Annotated in this window: 11 protein-coding genes and 4 pseudogenes; 6 read left to right on the top strand and 9 right to left on the bottom strand. The window is 70.7% G+C overall.

The window, feature by feature from the left end; translation table 11 throughout:
- Positions 1–5: 5 nt before the first annotated feature.
- The 4 genes and pseudogenes from L2X98_RS19355 to L2X98_RS19340 all read right to left on the bottom strand — a co-directional run bounded on the left by L2X98_RS19355 (position 6) and on the right by L2X98_RS19340 (position 2,793).
- Positions 6–1,039: pseudogene (locus L2X98_RS19355) on the bottom strand (alanine racemase).
- Positions 1,036–1,368 (bottom strand): alanine racemase C-terminal domain-containing protein, encoded by a 333-nt coding sequence (locus tag L2X98_RS19350; protein ID WP_259611945.1) that lies wholly within the window; start codon positions 1,366–1,368, stop codon positions 1,036–1,038. The pseudogene L2X98_RS19355 and the gene L2X98_RS19350 overlap by 4 nt, the downstream one beginning before the upstream one ends.
- Positions 1,329–1,772 carry a hypothetical protein gene (locus tag L2X98_RS19345; RefSeq protein ID WP_259611944.1) on the bottom strand — a complete coding sequence of 148 codons (444 nt, stop codon included), beginning with the start codon at positions 1,770–1,772 and terminating at the stop codon, positions 1,329–1,331. Before L2X98_RS19345 ends, L2X98_RS19350 begins: the two co-directional genes overlap by 40 nt.
- A 4-nt stretch (positions 1,773–1,776) precedes the next feature.
- Positions 1,777–2,793: a sugar-transfer associated ATP-grasp domain-containing protein gene (locus L2X98_RS19340; RefSeq protein ID WP_259611943.1), complete on the bottom strand. Its 1,017-nt coding sequence runs from the start codon at positions 2,791–2,793 to the stop codon at positions 1,777–1,779.
- Positions 2,794–2,947: 154 nt separating this feature from the next.
- Between L2X98_RS19340 and L2X98_RS19335 the strand changes: the two genes are divergently transcribed.
- Positions 2,948–3,967, top strand: a complete 1,020-nt coding sequence (locus L2X98_RS19335) for a sugar-transfer associated ATP-grasp domain-containing protein (RefSeq protein ID WP_259611942.1) — start codon at positions 2,948–2,950, stop codon at positions 3,965–3,967.
- 36 nt (positions 3,968–4,003) lie between these two features.
- On the opposite strand, the gene L2X98_RS19330 is transcribed toward L2X98_RS19335, so the two are convergent.
- The 4 genes and pseudogenes from L2X98_RS19330 to L2X98_RS19315 all read right to left on the bottom strand — a co-directional run bounded on the left by L2X98_RS19330 (position 4,004) and on the right by L2X98_RS19315 (position 9,114).
- Positions 4,004–5,593 carry an HNH endonuclease signature motif containing protein gene (locus L2X98_RS19330; protein WP_259611941.1) on the bottom strand — a complete coding sequence of 530 codons (1,590 nt, stop codon included), beginning with the start codon at positions 5,591–5,593 and terminating at the stop codon, positions 4,004–4,006.
- A gap of 302 nt (positions 5,594–5,895) precedes the next feature.
- Entirely contained in the window at positions 5,896–6,594 is a 699-nt protein-coding gene (locus tag L2X98_RS19325; RefSeq protein ID WP_259611940.1) for a coenzyme F420-0:L-glutamate ligase, read from the bottom strand.
- A pseudogene (locus tag L2X98_RS19320) lies at positions 6,591–7,941 on the bottom strand (RNA polymerase sigma factor). Before L2X98_RS19320 ends, L2X98_RS19325 begins: the two are co-directional and overlap by 4 nt.
- Before the next feature lie 243 nt (positions 7,942–8,184).
- Entirely contained in the window at positions 8,185–9,114 is a 930-nt protein-coding gene (locus L2X98_RS19315) for a proteasome assembly chaperone family protein (RefSeq protein ID WP_259611939.1), read from the bottom strand.
- A gap of 120 nt (positions 9,115–9,234) precedes the next feature.
- Between L2X98_RS19315 and L2X98_RS19310 the strand changes: the two genes are divergently transcribed.
- The 3 genes and pseudogenes from L2X98_RS19310 (at position 9,235) to sucB (ending at position 13,881) form a co-directional block, all read left to right on the top strand.
- Positions 9,235–10,701, top strand: coding sequence for a leucyl aminopeptidase (locus L2X98_RS19310; RefSeq protein ID WP_259611938.1), 1,467 nt, complete (start codon positions 9,235–9,237; stop codon positions 10,699–10,701).
- Positions 10,701–12,075, top strand: a pseudogene (gene lpdA, locus L2X98_RS19305) (dihydrolipoyl dehydrogenase). Before L2X98_RS19310 ends, lpdA begins: the two are co-directional and overlap by 1 nt.
- 64 nt (positions 12,076–12,139) lie before the next feature.
- Positions 12,140–13,881 (top strand): annotated as a pseudogene (gene sucB, locus L2X98_RS19300) (2-oxoglutarate dehydrogenase, E2 component, dihydrolipoamide succinyltransferase).
- A 6-nt stretch (positions 13,882–13,887) separates the two neighbouring features.
- Here the strand turns inward: sucB and L2X98_RS19295 are convergent.
- The gene (locus L2X98_RS19295; RefSeq protein ID WP_259611937.1) at positions 13,888–14,754 is read right to left on the bottom strand and encodes a hypothetical protein; all 867 of its coding nucleotides are present in this window, start codon (positions 14,752–14,754) and stop codon (positions 13,888–13,890) included.
- Positions 14,755–15,443: 689 nt separating this feature from the next.
- On the opposite strand from L2X98_RS19295, the gene L2X98_RS19290 reads away from it, so the two are divergent.
- Both L2X98_RS19290 and L2X98_RS19285 read left to right on the top strand, forming a co-directional pair.
- Positions 15,444–15,698 carry a DUF4191 family protein gene (locus tag L2X98_RS19290; RefSeq protein WP_259613394.1) on the top strand — a complete coding sequence of 85 codons (255 nt, stop codon included), beginning with the start codon at positions 15,444–15,446 and terminating at the stop codon, positions 15,696–15,698.
- Positions 15,699–15,711: 13 nt separating this feature from the next.
- Positions 15,712–16,062: a DUF4191 domain-containing protein gene (locus L2X98_RS19285; protein WP_259611936.1), complete on the top strand. Its 351-nt coding sequence runs from the start codon at positions 15,712–15,714 to the stop codon at positions 16,060–16,062.
- Positions 16,063–16,066: the final 4 nt, after the last annotated feature.

Genomic DNA, 16,066 nt, shown 5'->3' with positions numbered 1-16,066 from the left:
CGACCTCAGTCGACCGACCGGTAGTGCCGGGGAAGTCGCGGCGACACCCGCAGGACGACCTCTTCGCCGATGGTGTCCAGCAGTTCGGCGATGTCGGTCGCCGAGCTCGGGCGCCGCCGCCGAACAGGGCGACGTCGTCGCCGACGGATGCCGCGTCCCAGCCGTCGACGGTGGATGACGTGGGTCCGATCTCGCGGAGCCGCCGACTCCCGGCGGGCGTCGCGACATCCAGCCGGTCCGCGAGCCGGGAGTCCAGACCGTCCAGGTATCCGATCCCGAGCGTCACGCTCTGCCGGTCCACCGCGATGACGGGCGCGATCAGGGTCGCGATCGGGCGGATGCCGAGATATGCGTCGTCGGGTCCGCCGGCGGGCCGGATGCCGTAGGCGAAGGCACCGATCCGCACCAGATCGAACCGGAACTCGGCGCGGGCGAACGCGGCCGCGCTGGCCGCGAGGTGCCGCAAGCGGGCGACCCCCGAACGCCGACGCCGCGTGCTCGAACGCCGCACGGGAGGCGTCGTCCTCGGCGTCCGACGCCTCGGCGATGTGGCTCCACACGCCTTCCACCCGGAGCAGGCCGCCGGCCTCGGCATCCCGTGCCGTTGCCACGGCGTCGGACCAGTCCTCCGGACGGATGCCGTTGCGGTGCAGTCCGGTGTCGGCCTTCAGATGCACGCGCACGGGTCGTCCCGCCGCGCGGCCGCCTGCGGCGGCCTGCCGCACCAGCTCTCGGTGCCCAGCCCCAGCTCGATGTCGGCACCGAGCGCGGCCTGGACATCCGCGTCGTCGTACACCGTCCAGGCGATGATGCGCGGGCCCGGGCCGGTCAGGCGTCGCACGTCGACCGCCGTGGCCACGTCGAATGTGCCGAACCAGCCGATCCCGGCATCCGCGGCCGCCTGCACGATCGGCGCGAGCCCATGCCCGTACGCGTCGTCCTTGACCACCAGGAGGTGCTCGGCCGGGGCGACGGTGCGCCGGATCGTGCGCAGATTCGCGACGAACGCCGCCAGGTCGATCTCGAGCCGGGCCGTCATCGCAGGTCCCGTCGCTGCGCGCGCGCCCCGACGAGGCTGACGATCTCAGCCGGGGTGAGGCCGGTCTCGTCCGTCCATTCCGCGAGGCTCGGCTCGTGGTCGGCGGGGTCGCCGAAGAACACGACCTCGTCCCCCGCGGAGGCATCGGTCTGATCCAGGGCGATCACGCACGCGTCCATGGCCACGCGCCCGATGATCCGTGCGAAGCCGTCGGCGACGCGCACGCGCGCATGGTTGCCGACCGCCCGTACGACGCCCTGCGCGTAGCCGCCGCAGACGAGCCCGATGATCATGTCGTCGTCGGCGCGGAAGGTGTAGCCGTACGACACGCCCTCCCCCGCTCGCAGCGCTTGGTGCTCAGCAGGCTGCCGCGCAGTGACATGACGGGCCGTGACATGACGGGCCGTGACATGACGGGCTGCGACATGACCGGCTGCGATGCGCCGGGCAGGCCCCACAGTGCGCGCGGGTCGGCGTCGGGCTCGGCGGTCGTGGTCACCAGCGCGTCCGGGAGGTCGGCGACCGCCGCCCGCTCCTCCTCGTCCACGCGCACGCGCAGGCCGGCCGCTGTCACCGTGACGGCGCAGGCGGCAAGGCCGTGGCCCCACGCATCGCGGCGCAGATCGGCGCACGATGCACCGGCCTCGCGCAGACCACGGGCGTTGCCATCCAGCGCCGGGTGCGAGATCACGGCGCGCACCGGAGCGGAGCGCGGTGCGGTCGGAGCGGTCATCGCGCTACCAGGTCATCACGGCTTCGTGCTCGGGACGAGATCCCGTGCGGATGCCGGTCGCGGTCACGCGCGTCTCATACAGCCCGGGGATCCAGTTGCCCTCGATCAGCAGCGGCCCGTCCGGACCGACCGCGACATCCCAGCCGACGTAGGGGACTTCCGGCACGACGCGGGCGGCCGCATCGATGAGCGCGACCACCTCGTCCCATCGCGGCACCCGGAAGTCGGGGATCGAGGCCCCGGAGTCGGGATGCACCGGGTAGAACGTGTTGCTCTTGCCCGAGTGGCCGATGCCCACCGCGCGGCCGTCGTGATCGAGCATGGTGAAGAAGCCGCCCCAGGTGAACTGATCGCTGACCGCACCGCGGCCGAACTTCTGCACGCGCGAGACGATGTGCACGTGGGTGCCGTCGAAGTACGACACCAGCCGGGTGGTGTTGACCGTTCCCGCGCAGTATGCCGCCAGGTACGGATGCTGGACGATGGCCTCTTCGACCAGGACCTGGCCCTTGGCCACCAGCTCGGCGTGGAACGACGGCCAGTCGGTGACATCCGCCGCCTGGTAGCGGAAGACGCCGTGGCCCTCGCGGCTGACCGGCTCCTTCGCGATGAGCACGGGATGCCGCGCGGCGAACTCGGCGAGCTGGTCCGGGCCGGCCTCTTCCAGATCGAGCCACTCCCGGCCGGTGAACTCCGCGAACCGCCGGTGGAATCGGCGCTTGTCGGCGAACACCTCGGCCGCCTCGGGATCGTTCAGGCGCTTCGCGATGTGGTGCTGGATCAGCGAGGTCATGAACGTCTTGCGCTCGCGCCTGTTCAGCGCTGCGAAGTCGGCCTCGTAGTAGTCGATGAACGCCGTGTCGTGGAATGCGGCGGCCCAGAGCATGTCGGCCGCGACCGCCGGAGTCCACTTGCCCTGCTCGCGTGCGATCTGACGGGCCAGCCCGGTCACGCGCGAGGGTTGGAACCGACGCACCCGGCCGAGGAGGTAGTTCACTCGTGCAGACAGGTCGATCTTCATCTGGTCGGGGGTCGCCTTCCGGTTCCGTGAGCACGCGGCCGGACGCGCTGGATGCCGGCTGCGGGATCCCGCCAGCATACCCGCCGGCCCCTGCGGGACTGCTGATCCGGAGCGCTCGGCGAACGCTCGAACACCCCGTGATACGTTCGAGCGCATGGGTCAACTCGCCATGCGTCTGCGCTATCTCGCCGACCGTGCCCGCCACCTGAGCCCCGCGAATCTGGCCGAGTTCACCGACCAGGTCAAGCGGGTCTCGAAGGCCCCGACCCCGGTCATCATCGCCGACATGCTGTGGTGCTCCGTGCGCTACGACATGGGCTTCCGCGACTATGCGGTGTGGGACATCCGACTGCTGAAGGCGCGTGAACGCAAGACCTGGATGACCCACCCCAAGTCATTCCGCATCACCAAGCTCCTGAACAGCCCGACGGCGAAGGAACTGGTCGAGGACAAGCCGCGGTTCTATCGCGACTTCGACGCGGACATCCGCCGCGAGTGGATCGACGTCGCGACCGCCGATCCGGACCGGATCAGCGCATTCCTCGGACGGCATGAATACGTCCTGGCCAAGCCCGTGGGCGGGTTCGGGGGCGCCGGCATCGACCGCATCGCGACCTCCGACATCGACGACGTCGACGCCTGGCGCACGCAGCAGGTGGCTCGGGGCCAGACGCTGCTGGAGGAGATCCTCCCCCAGCACGCCGACCTCGCCGCGGTCTATCCGGGCAGCGTGAACACGGTTCGGCTGGTGACCTTTCTGGATCCGGCCGGCGTATTCCATGTGATCGCCGCGGTGCTGCGCATCGGCAATGGCGGCGTGATCGACAACTTCGCCGGCGGCGGGATGTTCACGATGCTCGATGACGACGGCGTGGCCCTCTACCCGGGCGTGGACAAGCAGAGTCACGTGTACGAGCGCCATCCGGTCACGGGCGTCCAGATCGAGGGCCTGCGGGTGCCGATGTATGCCGAGGCGCTGCAGATGGTGGAGCGGCTCTCGCGCCGGCTTCCGCAGGTCCCGTACATGGGCTGGGACATCGCGATCACCCCAGACGGGCCGGCGGTCATCGAGGCCAACCACAACTCCAGCGTGTTCCAGATGAAGCCGACGGTCTCGGGCGTGCGCACCGGACTGCTCTCGCGCTATCGAGACGCCACCGGCCTCGACCTGTAGAGGCTGATCCCGACCCGGGACTCCGCCGGCGCCGCGTCAGAAGGGTGCAGGGTCGCGGGCGAGGGCGTGTCTGTGTCGTGGTTCGTCGGTGATCAGCGCGATGGGTTGGAATCTGACGGTGCCGGGTGGTCGGGTGTGGTGGACGCGTCCGGTGGGTGCGGTCCATTCCAGGATCCCGCCGGGCCGCTGGATGACGACCCAGTCGGTCTCGTGCTTGAGGGTGTGGTGGCGTTTGCACAGGTGTGCCAGGTTGCACAGACACGTCTGCCCGCCCTCGGCGTACGCGACAGTGTGGTCGATGTCGCATTTGTGGGCGGGGCGGCGGCAGCCGGGGAACCGGCAGTGCTCATCCCGCACCCGCAACAACAGCCGCTGTCGCTTCGAGGGCCGGTACCGGTCCACACTGGTCGGGACCCCGGTGCACGGGTCGGTGAACACCCGGGTCCACGCCCGGGCCGCCCCGGCCAGGTCCCGGGCGGTCTGGTCATCGATCGCCCCGAACCCGGTCACGGTCGCCCCGCCGGCGGTCTGCCCGGTCAGGGTGCCGGCCGGGATCGTGACCTGCACCGTCCCGGTGATCGCCCCGAGGTTCTCTTTGGCCTGCTCGGTGGTGCCGTGCCCGTCGGGGACGTTGGTCAGCAGCAGGTCAGTGAACACGTCCGCCATGATCTGCGACCGGGTCCGCTCATCAACCACCACCTCCCCAGACCCGGCCTCCTCAGACCCGGCCTCCTCAGACCCGGCCTCTTCAGACGGGGCATCATCGCTGCCGCCGTCCGCGACGCCGTCCGAGTCCGCGTCCGTGTCGGCGTCGGCTTTGGCACGGTCGCTGTTCGGGTCTGCATCCGCGTTCGCGTCGGCGTCGGCACGGTCGCCGTTCGGGTCTGACCCGGCGTTCGCATCCGCGTTCGCATCGGCGGCCGCAGCCGCGGCTTGGGCTTGGGCGCGGTCGGCGGCGTTCTGTTCGTACAGCTGATCGGCCATCTCCTGCAGCCGGTTCACGATCCCGACACCCTGGGTGGTGGGCAGGTCCGCGGTGATCCGGGCAAGCCCCGGCTCCAACTCCCGCACCGTCACTTTGCGGCGTGTGATCGCGTCCCGGACCCGCTGCTGGGTGCCTTCCGGGTCCAGCCGGGACACCAGCCCGGACAGCGCCGGCCGCAGTTGGGCCGGGGTCATCTCCCCCGCCATATCCACAGCGACCGCCTCGTACTGACGGCGCACCTGATCGTCCTCGATCACCGCACCGGTCTCCGCGATCAACGTCGCATGCTCCGGCCAGATCCGGCCGTCGCTGGCCTCGCACAACGTCTCGTAGAACCGGTGGGTCAGGCTCCACGCCTGCGACACCTTCCGCGCCACCTGCCACTCACTGAGCCGCAACGCGGCCGCGACCTCGGCATACACCTCCCGCATCCCCAACTGCGACGAGGCTGTGACCGCCCCGTCCCCGTCCCGGACCGCGCGTTCCCGCTCCCGTTCCTCGACCACCCCGGCGACCCGCTCGAAGAAGAACATCTCCGCCGCGAACGCGGATGCAGCCCGCTCCCGCGACCCGGCCAGATGATCGATGATCTCGTCCAACTCCGACAGCACCGCAGACCGGCCCGCAGACGATGATGACATCAGCGAAACCTCCGGTCTGTTCCTCGGTGAACTACCCTCAGTGTATCGAACGAAGCTTCGCCATGTCAATGGTCAATCACTGATTATCCCGTCAGATCGGTCGGTATCAGCATCCCCCATCCTTGCCTTCAGGTGTGACCCAGATACGAACAAAGCGGCGGCTCACCGCCCCGCGCCGACGCAAGCCCGCACGACCTTCATCTGTCCCCGATGCACGTGAAACGCCGGCTTCGCGTACATCAGCGACAGCTGAACGCAGAGGTCGCCATGCACAATCCGTCGCGCGGAGCGGCGCAGGGCGATCAGACCGCGCGGACGATGCCCAGCGGAGTCGACTCGTGGCCCTGACCGAGCGGGTTGTCCCTCAGGATCGCCCGCAGCCGGTGTTCGCCGGCCTTGTCCAGCGTGGAGCCGAGGATGTTCCCACCGAGGTCGTTGATGTCGACCACAGCCACATCGCAGACGCCGCCCAGCAGAGAGCGCAGCCGGGCCGACACCTCGCGCGGACGCTCGGGGCCCAGCACGACCGCCTCGTTGTACGGCGGGATCGTATGGGCGGTCGGGCCGTCGATGGCGCGCGCCCGGTCACCGGCCACGCGGTAGAAGTCGCCCTTGCGGCCGAACAGCTTGGTCACCGCCGAGACGCCGGCGGCGAAGAGGATGCGAATGGTGCCGCATTCGCGCAGCGCCATCTCCATCGTCTCGGGCATGCCCAGGCCGATGCCGTACGGCGTGCGGGTGACGTACTTCGACAGGAAGACCGCCAGCCGACGGGGCTGGATCTCGCTGACCGGGAAGGACCGTCCCTGGGTGATCGCGACGATCTTCTCGGTCACGAAGAGGATGTCACCGGAGCGGACCTGGTCGGCGGCGTGCTCCCGCACGAACACGTCGAGGTCATCACCAGGCATCACCACGCGCGTACGGATCGGGATCCGCGCGTACGACGCACCGTCGATCGTGACGGTGAGTGCCTTGCCGGTGTTGGCCTCGCCGCTCACTCGAGGTAATCCCGCAGCGACTGCGAACGGGACGGATGCCGCAGCTTGGCCATCGTCTTCGACTCGATCTGGCGAATCCGCTCACGCGTCACGCCGAACGTGTCTCCGATCTGGTCGAGGGTCTTCGGCTGGCCGTCGCCGAGGCCGAACCGCATGCGGATCACGCCCGCCTCGCGCTCGGACAGCGAGTCCAGGAGCGACTCCAGCTGGCGCTGCAGGCATCGTGAAGCCGACGGCATCCGCCGGCACGACCGCCTCGGTGTCCTCGATCAGGTCGCCGAACTCGCTGTCGCCGTCCTCGCCCAGCGGGGTGTGCAGCGAGATCGGCTCACGGCCGTACTTCTGCACCTCCACGACCTTCTCGGGCGTCATGTCCAGCTCGCGGCTGAGCTCCTCGGGTGTGGGCTCGCGGCCCAGGTCCTGCAGCATCTGGCGCTGCACGCGGGCGAGCTTGTTGATGACCTCGACCATGTGCACCGGGATGCGGATGGTGCGCGCCTGGTCGGCCATGGCCCGGGTGATCGCCTGACGGATCCACCAGGTGGCGTAGGTGGAGAACTTGAAACCCTTCGTGTAGTCGAACTTCTCGACCGCACGGATCAGACCCAGGTTCCCCTCCTGGATGAGGTCCAGGAACTGCATGCCGCGCCCGGTGTAGCGCTTGGCCAGGGAGACGACCAGACGCAGGTTGGCGCCCAGCAGGTGGCTCTTCGCACGCTGCCCGTCGCGGGCGACCCACTGCAGGTCCAGTCCCAGCTTGGCGGACTTCTCCGCCGCGGACATGTGCGACAGCTTCTCCTCTGCGAACAGGCCGGCCTCGATCCGCATGGCCAGCTCGACCTCTTCGGCCGCGTTCAGCAGCGGCACCTTGCCGATCTGCTTCAGGTAGTCCTTGACCGGGTCGGCGGTGGCGCCGGTGATCTGCGCCGAGTAGACCGGGACATCCTCTTCGTCCTTCGATGAGATGACGATCGCGCCGGAGGGCAGCGGCTCGGTGAATTCCTTCTTCTTCGCCTCGCCGTGCTCGTCCTCGTCATCGTCGTCGGGGGCGTCCGCGTCGGCGGTGCTCTTGTCCGTCGTGTTCTTGGCGTCGACGGCGCCATCGATCTCGTCCTCCTCGACGGTGTCGTCGTCGGAGGACTTCTTGGCCGTGCTCTTCTTCGCGGCCGGCTTCTTGGCCGCCGGCTTCTTGGCAGCGGGCTTCTTCGCCGCCGCAGTCTTGGCGGCGGGCTTGGCGGAGGACGCCTTCTTCGTGGGCTCTTCGGCCACGGCGACATCCGCCGAGACCTCTTCGACGTCGGTGTCCTTCGCGCGGGAACGGGTGGTGGTCTTCGTGCCTGCGGTCACGTTTCGCCTTTCACCGGGGGCCTGTCACGACTCCCCCGGTCGGTTTCGGACATTAGTGTCGGTTTCGGACACTAGTAAGACCCTTGTCAAGTCCGCTTCCGGAGGGATGCGGGTGCTGACAACGGGTCGGTGATCCATTGTCGCACATCCCAGGCGTGATCCTGGACGTGTGGATGGGGACCTCCAAGAGGGAAAACGTCCCGTCCATCCGCAATATTCCGTCGCTCGCGCCGGACGCCGAGGTCAGGACAGCGGACCGCCGCGGCCGTCATCTGCGGGCGGGCGGCTGGCGAGGAAGCGCTCCAGCTCGGCGGCGAGTTCGTCGGCGCTGGGCAGATCGCCGGTGTGGACCATCGGCGCCGCGTTCGTCGAGCCCGCCATGTAGGCGTCGTAGCGCTCCTCGAGCCCGCCCAGCATGCGGGTCAGGTCCTCGTTCTCCTGCACCTGCTCCTGCACCCGCTGCAGGAACTCGCGGTTGCGCGCGCGCAGATCGTCGCCGGCGAACACCAGTCCGGTCGCCGCGGTGATGCTGTCGAGTGCGGCCAGCGTCGCCGCCGGATACTCGGTGTCGCCCAGATAGTGCGGGACCAGCAGCACGAATCCGGCGACCGGCACCTCCGCCTCGGCGAACCGGTGCTCGAGCAGGTGGCCGATCGTCCCGGGCACCTGGGTGTGCGGGCGCCAGACGGAATGCGCCTCGGTGAGGGCGGCGCGCGTCCCGCTGACCGTGGTGCTGATCGGGCGGGTGTGCGGAACCGGCATCGGGATGGCATGCAGCCAGGTCACGGACGCCACCGCGTACTCGGCCGCCAGTGCCAGCACCGCGCGCGCGAACCCCTCCCAGACGAAGTCCGGCTCGTAGCCGGCCAGCAGCAGGAACGGCTGACCCAGCGCGTCGCGCACCAGGGACAGCTCGAGCTGGGACGGCCGGTACCCGGTGATCCGCTCGCCGTCGAAGGTGACCAGCGGACGCCGTGCGCGATAGTCGAGCAGCACGTCGTTGTCGAAGACGACGAGCGGGATGGGATCGAGGTCGTCGCGCATGAGGTCGATCAGCTGCGAGACGGCGCCGCCCGCATCGGTGAACCCGGTGAGGGCGATGACCAGCGGCAGTCCCCGCGGGACCGGCGGCGCGGACGCCGCACGATCGAACAGCGGCGCGTTCTGGGGCATGCCTCCACTCTAGAAGGCCGCCACCGCCCGGGTCCGGCATACCGCTCTCAGCGAACAGGCCCGTGCCGCGCCCGACTCCGGCGCCCGTCGGCCGATCCGGGCGCTCGTAGGATGGGGGCCATGCCGTTCCCGAAGCTGGCGTCCAGCAGCGCCGCCGTCCGTGAATCCGACGCAGATCTGGTGATCCTGGCGCTTCCGCCGTTGGAGCAGGCGGACCTGGACGACAGTCCCGGACTGGCCGGAGCGCTGGAGGCGGTCGGCTTCACCGGCGAGACCGGTGCGGTCCACCGCATCCCCCATCCCGCCGCCGAAGCGCAGCGGCTGGCCGTCGTCGGGACCGGCGCGGCACCCGGCCCGGACGACGTGCGCGATGCCGTGGGCGCGGCCGTGCGGACCCTGACCGGCTTCGAGAGCGTCGCGGTCAGCGTGCCCGGGGTCGACGCGGAGCGGCAGCGCGCCGCCGCCGAGGGTGCGGCCCTCGGCGGCTACTGGTTCGACGACTACAAGAGCGGCACGGACCGGCGGCGGCGCGCACGCCGCGTGACCGTCCACGCCTCCGAGCTGACCGACGCCGACATCGCCCGCATCGACGCCGCCGCATCGGCGGTCGCGCTGGTGAAGGACCTCACCTCCACGCCGGCGCAGTGGCTCGGGCCGGCCGACCTCGCCGACCGGGCACGGGACGCGGTCGCCGAGCTGCCGATCCGGGTGACCGTGCTTGATGAGCAGGAGCTCGCCGACCAAGGCTTCGGCGGCATCCTCGGCGTGGGCCAGGGCTCGACGCGCCCGCCCCGGCTGGTGCGGCTGGAGTATGCACCGGCGGGCGCGCACCGGCACGTGGCGCTGGTGGGCAAGGGCATCACGTTCGACACCGGCGGGCTGTCGCTGAAGCCGCCGGCCTCGATGGTCGGGATGAAGTCGGACATGTGCGGGGCGGCCACCGTCCTGGCGGTCACCCGGGCGGCGGCCGCGCTGGATCTGCCGGTCCGGATCACGGCGTGGATGTGCATCGCGGACAATATGCCGTCCGGCTCGGCGATCCGTCCAGGCGACGTGCTGCGCACGCTCGGCGGGACGAGCGTGGAAGTGCGCAACACGGATGCCGAGGGCCGCCTGGTGCTCGCCGACGGCCTGGTCGCCGCCAGCCGGGAGAAGCCCGACGTGATCGTCGATGTGGCGACCCTCACGGGAGCGATCGTGGTGGCGCTCGGCCACCGCCACACCGGGGTGATGGGCTCCGACGACGCGGTCGACCGGTTCCTGTCCGCCGCCGCGCGCACCGGCGAGCAGGCGTGGCCGCTGCCGCTGCCGGCGCACATGGAGAAGGAGCTGGACTCCCCCATCGCCGACCTGCAGAACGCGAAGATCGGCGACCGCTCGGGCGGATCGCTGTTCGCGGGGCTGTTCCTGCAGCGCTTCGTCGGCCGCGTGTCGGATGCCGACGACGCCCCCCGCATCCCCTGGATGCACCTCGACATCGCCGGATCCGGCGAGAACCCCGGCGCCCCGTACGGCTTCACGGACAAGGGCCCGACCGGCTCGACCGTGCGGGCGCTCATCTCATTCCTCGAAGAAGCGGAGCAGTGATGGCAGAGCACACCTACGACATCGTCGTCCTCGGCGGCGGGAGCGGCGGATACGCCGCGGCGCTGCGCGCGGCCGAACTCGGCAAGAGCGTCGCGCTGGTCGAGAAGGACAAGGTGGGCGGCACCTGCCTGCACCGCGGGTGCATCCCGACCAAGGCCCTGCTGCACGCGGCCGAGGTCGCCGACGCCGCGCGGGATTCGGCATCCTTCGGCGTCCGCGCCTCCCTGGACGGCATCGACGTGGCGGGGCTGCGTGCGTACCGCGAGGGGATCGTCGCGAAGAAGTACAAGGGCCTGCAGGGGCTGGTCTCAGCCCGCGGGATCACCGTCGTCGCCGGCATGGGGATGCTCGAGCCGGATCGGTCTGTGCGCGTGGGCGAGGACACCCTGCGCGGCACCGATGTCATCCTGGCCACCGGCTCGTACAGCCGCACGCTTCCGGGGCTGGAGATCGGCGGACGGGTCATCACCAGCGAGCAGGCACTGGGCCTGGACGAAGTGCCGGCGAAGGTCGCAGTGCTCGGCGGCGGCGTGATCGGGGTCGAGTTCGCCAGCGTGTGGCGCTCGTTCGGGGCCGAGGTCACGGTGATCGAGGCGCTGGACCATCTGCTCCCCAACGAGGACATCGCCCTGAGCAAGGGGCTCGAGCGAGCGTTCCGCAAGCGCGGCATCGCATACTCGCTCGGTGTGCGGTTCGCCTCGGCCACTCAGACGGATGACACGGTGACCGTGACGCTCGAGGACGGCAAGACGATCGAGGCGGATTACCTGCTGGTGGCCGTCGGGCGGGGCCCGGTGACCGCCGATCTCGGCTACGAGGAGGCGGGCGTCGTACTGGACCGGGGCTTCGTCACGACCGACGACCGGCTTGCGCACCGACGTTCCGCACGTGTGGGCGGTGGGAGACATCGTGCCCGGCCTGCAGTTGGCCCATCGCGGGTTCCAGCAGGGCATCTTCGTGGCCGAGCAGATCGCCGGGCTCGATCCGCTCCCCGTGCCGGAGACGCAGATCCCGAAGATCACCTACTGCAGCCCCGAGGTCGCCTCGGTCGGACTCACCGAGGCGCAGGCCGTCCAGGCCCACGGTGCGGACGCGATCCGCGCCTATGAATACAGCCTCGCCGGCAACGGCAAGAGCGAGATCATCGGCACGACCGGGCTGGTCAAGGTCGTCCGTCGCGTGGACGGGCCCATCCTCGGTGTGCACCTGCTCGGGGACCGCGTGGGCGAGCTGATCACCGAAGGCCAGCTCGCGGTCGGGTGGGAGGCGCACCCGGAGGACATCGCCCCGCTCATCCATGCGCACCCCACCCAGAGCGAGGCGCTCGGCGAGGCATTCCTCGCGCTGGCGGGAAAGCCGCTGCACGCGCTCTGACAGCGCGACCGTGGCCGCATCACTAAGCTAGATCCGACATCTGCTTTCTGAAGGAGACATACCCATGAGCACTTCCGTGGTCCTCCCCGCGCTCGGTGAGAGCGTCACCGAGGGAACGGTCACCCGCTGGCTCAAGAACGTCGGGGACACCGTCCAGGAGGACGAGGGCCTGCTCGAGATCTCCACGGACAAGGTGGACACCGAGATCCCGTCGCCGATCAGCGGCGTTCTCGAGGAGATCTTGGTCGCCGAGGACGAGACCGTCGAGGTCGGCGCGATCCTGGCGAAGATCGGCGATGGCTCCGGCAGCGCGGCGGAGCCCGCGACCGAGGCGGCCGAAGAGGCACCGGCAGAGTCCGCTCCGGCGGCCGAGGCAGCGCCCGGCAGAGCCCGCCCCGGCGGAGCCGGCACCGGCAGAGCCCGCACCCGCCGAGGCGGCGGCCCCGGCCGAGCCGGAGGCGTCCTCCGGCGAAGGCAAGGACGTGGTCCTGCCGGAACTCGGCGAGAGCGTCACCGAGGGCACGGTCACCCGCTGGCTCAAGCAGGTCGGCGACACGGTCGAGACCGACGAGGCCCTGCTGGAGATCTCCACCGACAAGGTGGACACCGAGATCCCGTCGCCGTTCGCCGGCGTCGTGCAGGAGATCTTCGTCGCCGAGGACGAGACCGTCGCCGTGGGCGCTCCCCTGGCGCGCATCGGCGCCGCCGGCTCCGCCCCCGCCGCGCCGACTCAGCAGGCTCCGAAGCAGGAAGCCCCGAAGCAGGAAGCGCCGAAGCAGGAAGCGCCGAAGCAGGAGGCCCCGGCATCCGCACCGCAGACCGCCCCGGCGCCGCCAGCCCAGACTTCCCCGGCTCCCGCCGCGCCCGCTCCCGCAGCGGCCGCCGCTGTCGGCGGCGATGACGAGATCACGTATGTGACTCCCCTGGTGCGTCGCCTCGCTCAGCAGCAGGGCGTGGACCTCAGCACGGTGAAGGGCACCGGGGTGGGCGGACGCATCCGCAAGGAGGATGTGCTCAAGGCCGCCCAGGCCGCGTCCGAGCCCGCCGCGACGGCGGCGCCCGCCGCGGCCGCTCCGGTCGAGGTCTCGCCGCTGCGCGGCACCACACAGCCGATGTCGCGACTGCGCAAGGTGCTGGCCGAGCGTGCGGTCGCCTCGATGCAGCAGACCGCGCAAGCTGACCACCGTCATCGAGGTGGACGTGACGCGTCTGGCGGTGCTGCGTGACCGGGTCAAGGCCGACTTCCTCGCCAAGACCGGCGACAAGCTGTCGTTCCTGCCGTTCTTCGCCGTTGCCGCCGCCGAGGCTCTGCAGGCCTACCCCGTGGTCAACGCGACGGTCGACACCGACAAGATCGTGTACCCGGCGGCGGAGAACCTGTCCATCGCGGTCGACACCGAGCGTGGCCTCCTCACGCCGGTGATCCGGGATGCCGGGGCGAAGAACATCGCCGAGATCGCGCACGAGATCGCCGACCTCGCCGCCCGCACCCGCGACAACAAGCTGAAGCCGGACGAGCTGGCCGGTGGCACATTCACGCTGACCAACACCGGTTCGCGCGGTGCGCTCTTCGACACCCCGGTGGTGTTCCTGCCACAGTCGGCGATCCTGGGCACCGGCGCCGTGGTGAAGCGGCCGGGAGTGGTCCAGGTCGACGGGAAGGACGCCATCGCGGTCCGCTCCTACGTGTACCTCGCGCTGTCCTACGATCACCGGATCGTCGACGGTGCCGACGCCGCCCGCTTCCTCAGCGCGATGAAGTCGCGCCTCGAGGCCGGCGCCTTCGAGGCGAACCTCGGCATCTGAACGCCCTCATCGCTGCTCCGCGACGGCGCGCACGTCGCGGAGCAGCCATTCTTCGTCCGTGCGCACCGCGACGATGAGCTGATCCGGCCCGGTGCCGTCCTTCGCGCGCACGCGCAGCACGGCCGCACCGCCGTAGTCATCCACCAGTGACACGGTGCGCTCGTCCGGCGCACGGGCGGCGGCACCGTCGGGGAAGACCGCGGCGGGATCCTCCTGGCTGCGAGCCCGACACGCGGCATCCGCGCACCCGGCCCGGGCATCCAGCAGCGCGGTCACGGCGGTCAGCGCATCCACCGGCGCCGCGGTCTTCTCTCTGGTGCTCGGCGCCGGCGTCGGCCGGGCGGCACCCCCTGACTCGGTGGCGTGCGCCGTGGCCGCGGTGGTCGTCCCCTCGGCGACCGCCGACGAGGGTCCGGGCTCGGGCCAGAGAAGTCCCACTGCCAGCACTCCTGCCGCGACGCCCGAGGCCAGAAGGACGGGATGCCGGCGCCTGCCCGGACGATCCGCGCGCAGGCGCCGCCACACCGACGTCGCCGCATCCGACACCATCTCGCCGATGCCCCGATCGACGTGCGCCAGCATCGGCTCCCACCAGCGGGTCGATGCGGCGCTCGGGACGGCAGGGGCGGGATCGGCGCGGCCGGCCGCCGCCCGACGCGCGCGCATCGGGGCGAACGCGGTCGTGGCCAGCGGCGCCGGGGCGGCCGCCGCGAAGAGCTGCCGTTCGACCTCGGGCACCCCGCGGTCCAGCGCCCTCGGCTCGGCCAGCAGCTCGGCGGCCCGGTCGATGGCCGCCCGCAGGCGGGAGTCGTCGGCATCCGGCCGCACCTCCCCCACCAGGGCGCTTGCCGCATCCAGAATCGGTGCTCGCATCCGCCTCACCGGATCCATCGGCGACCAGCAGCGGCCGCCCGTCGTCGGTCAGCCACCACACCCCCGCCCACACCCGGGTCCGCTCGCCGGGCGCGGCCGCGGCGATGGCCTCCGCCGTGCCCCGCAGCACGCTCACCACGAGGGTCACCAGCTCACCCGGCGACAGCGGCAGGTCGGCCTCGTGGCGGCGACGCAGGAACCCGTCGACCCGCTCGGTGCACAGCGGCATCACGACGTCGTGGCCGTCCCGGGTGCGCACCAGATCGATCGGCGCCGCGATGTGCCCGACGGCCGCCGCACGCCACGCCCACCCGGCCGCCAGCTCGCCGGCGGCGACAAGGAGCGCCGTCCGGCCGTCCCGGTCGTGGACGAGCGCGCCCGGCCACGGTGCCTGCGGCGGGGCGATCGCGCGGATCCGGCGCGGCCCGGTCGGCAGGGCCATCCGTCCGGATGGCATCTGTATGGTGCTGTCCTCGTCCATGACCCCAGTGTTCTCGCCCGCGCGCACGGTCGCGGATGGATTCACCGGATCTGTGGACGGTGCCCGGCTCCTCCCCGGCTGGGGAGGAGCCGGGGAGGAAAGGTAGGCTGGTGGGCATGGCCGCACGCAGTCCCCAGCCGGAGAAGAAGCCGAACTTCTTCTCGAGCTCAAGTCCCTCTTCACCTTCACCAGGGAAGTCTTCCCCTGGCTGCCCTGGGCCCTGATCGGCATCCTCATCGTCGGCATCTGGGTGGGCATCCTGGTCGGCTTCCTGCTTCCGCCGGTCGCCGTGTGGAGCATCATCCTGTGGGGGTTCACCGGCCTGCTGTTCGGCATCCTGGCCTCGCTGATGACGATGACGCGGCTGTCGACGAAGGCGATGTACCAGAAGATCGACGGCCGTCCCGGCGCGGTCGGCCACGTCGTCTCGACCTCGCTCGGACGCAAGCTGGTCGGCCAGTGACACCCCGGTCGGCGTGAACCCGAAGACGCAGGAGGCGGTCTATCGCGCCGTCGGCCGCGGCGGGATCGTGGTCATCGGCGAGGGATCGCGAGGTCGGCTCACCCGTCTCGTGAACGAGGAGCGCTCCAAGGCCAAGCGCGTCGCCAGCGGCGTTCCGATCACGGTGCTGTACGTGGGTCACGGACCCGAGGACGTCGCGATCGGCGATCTCGCCAAGACCGTGAAGAAGCTGCCCAAGGCGATCAACCGGGGAACGCAGGCTGCGGTCATCAAGCGCCTCGAGTCCGTGTCCCAGTCGCTGGCGTCGCTGCCGATCCCGAAGGGGATCGACCCGATGCGCGCCCGGGCACCGCGGCCGCGCTGACCGG

This window comes from Microbacterium elymi, from assembly GCF_021582895.2.
Lineage (GTDB): Bacteria > Actinomycetota > Actinomycetes > Actinomycetales > Microbacteriaceae > Microbacterium > Microbacterium humicola.
This window is presented reverse-complemented; position numbering and strand designations above follow the sequence as displayed.

Excerpts from the sequence above, each read along its gene's own strand:
- L2X98_RS19340 (WP_259611943.1), bottom strand. The coding sequence starts at position 2,793 with ATGAAGATCGACCTGTCTGCACGAGTGAACTACCTCCTCGGCCGGGTG.
- L2X98_RS19345 (WP_259611944.1), bottom strand. The coding sequence starts at position 1,772 with ATGACCGCTCCGACCGCACCGCGCTCCGCTCCGGTGCGCGCCGTGATC.
- L2X98_RS19310 (WP_259611938.1), top strand. The coding sequence starts at position 9,235 with ATGCCGTTCCCGAAGCTGGCGTCCAGCAGCGCCGCCGTCCGTGAATCC.
- L2X98_RS19330 (WP_259611941.1), bottom strand. The coding sequence starts at position 5,593 with ATGTCATCATCGTCTGCGGGCCGGTCTGCGGTGCTGTCGGAGTTGGAC.
- L2X98_RS19335 (WP_259611942.1), top strand. The coding sequence starts at position 2,948 with ATGGGTCAACTCGCCATGCGTCTGCGCTATCTCGCCGACCGTGCCCGC.
- L2X98_RS19315 (WP_259611939.1), bottom strand. The coding sequence starts at position 9,114 with ATGCCCCAGAACGCGCCGCTGTTCGATCGTGCGGCGTCCGCGCCGCCG.
- L2X98_RS19295 (WP_259611937.1), bottom strand. The coding sequence starts at position 14,754 with ATGCGAGCACCGATTCTGGATGCGGCAAGCGCCCTGGTGGGGGAGGTG.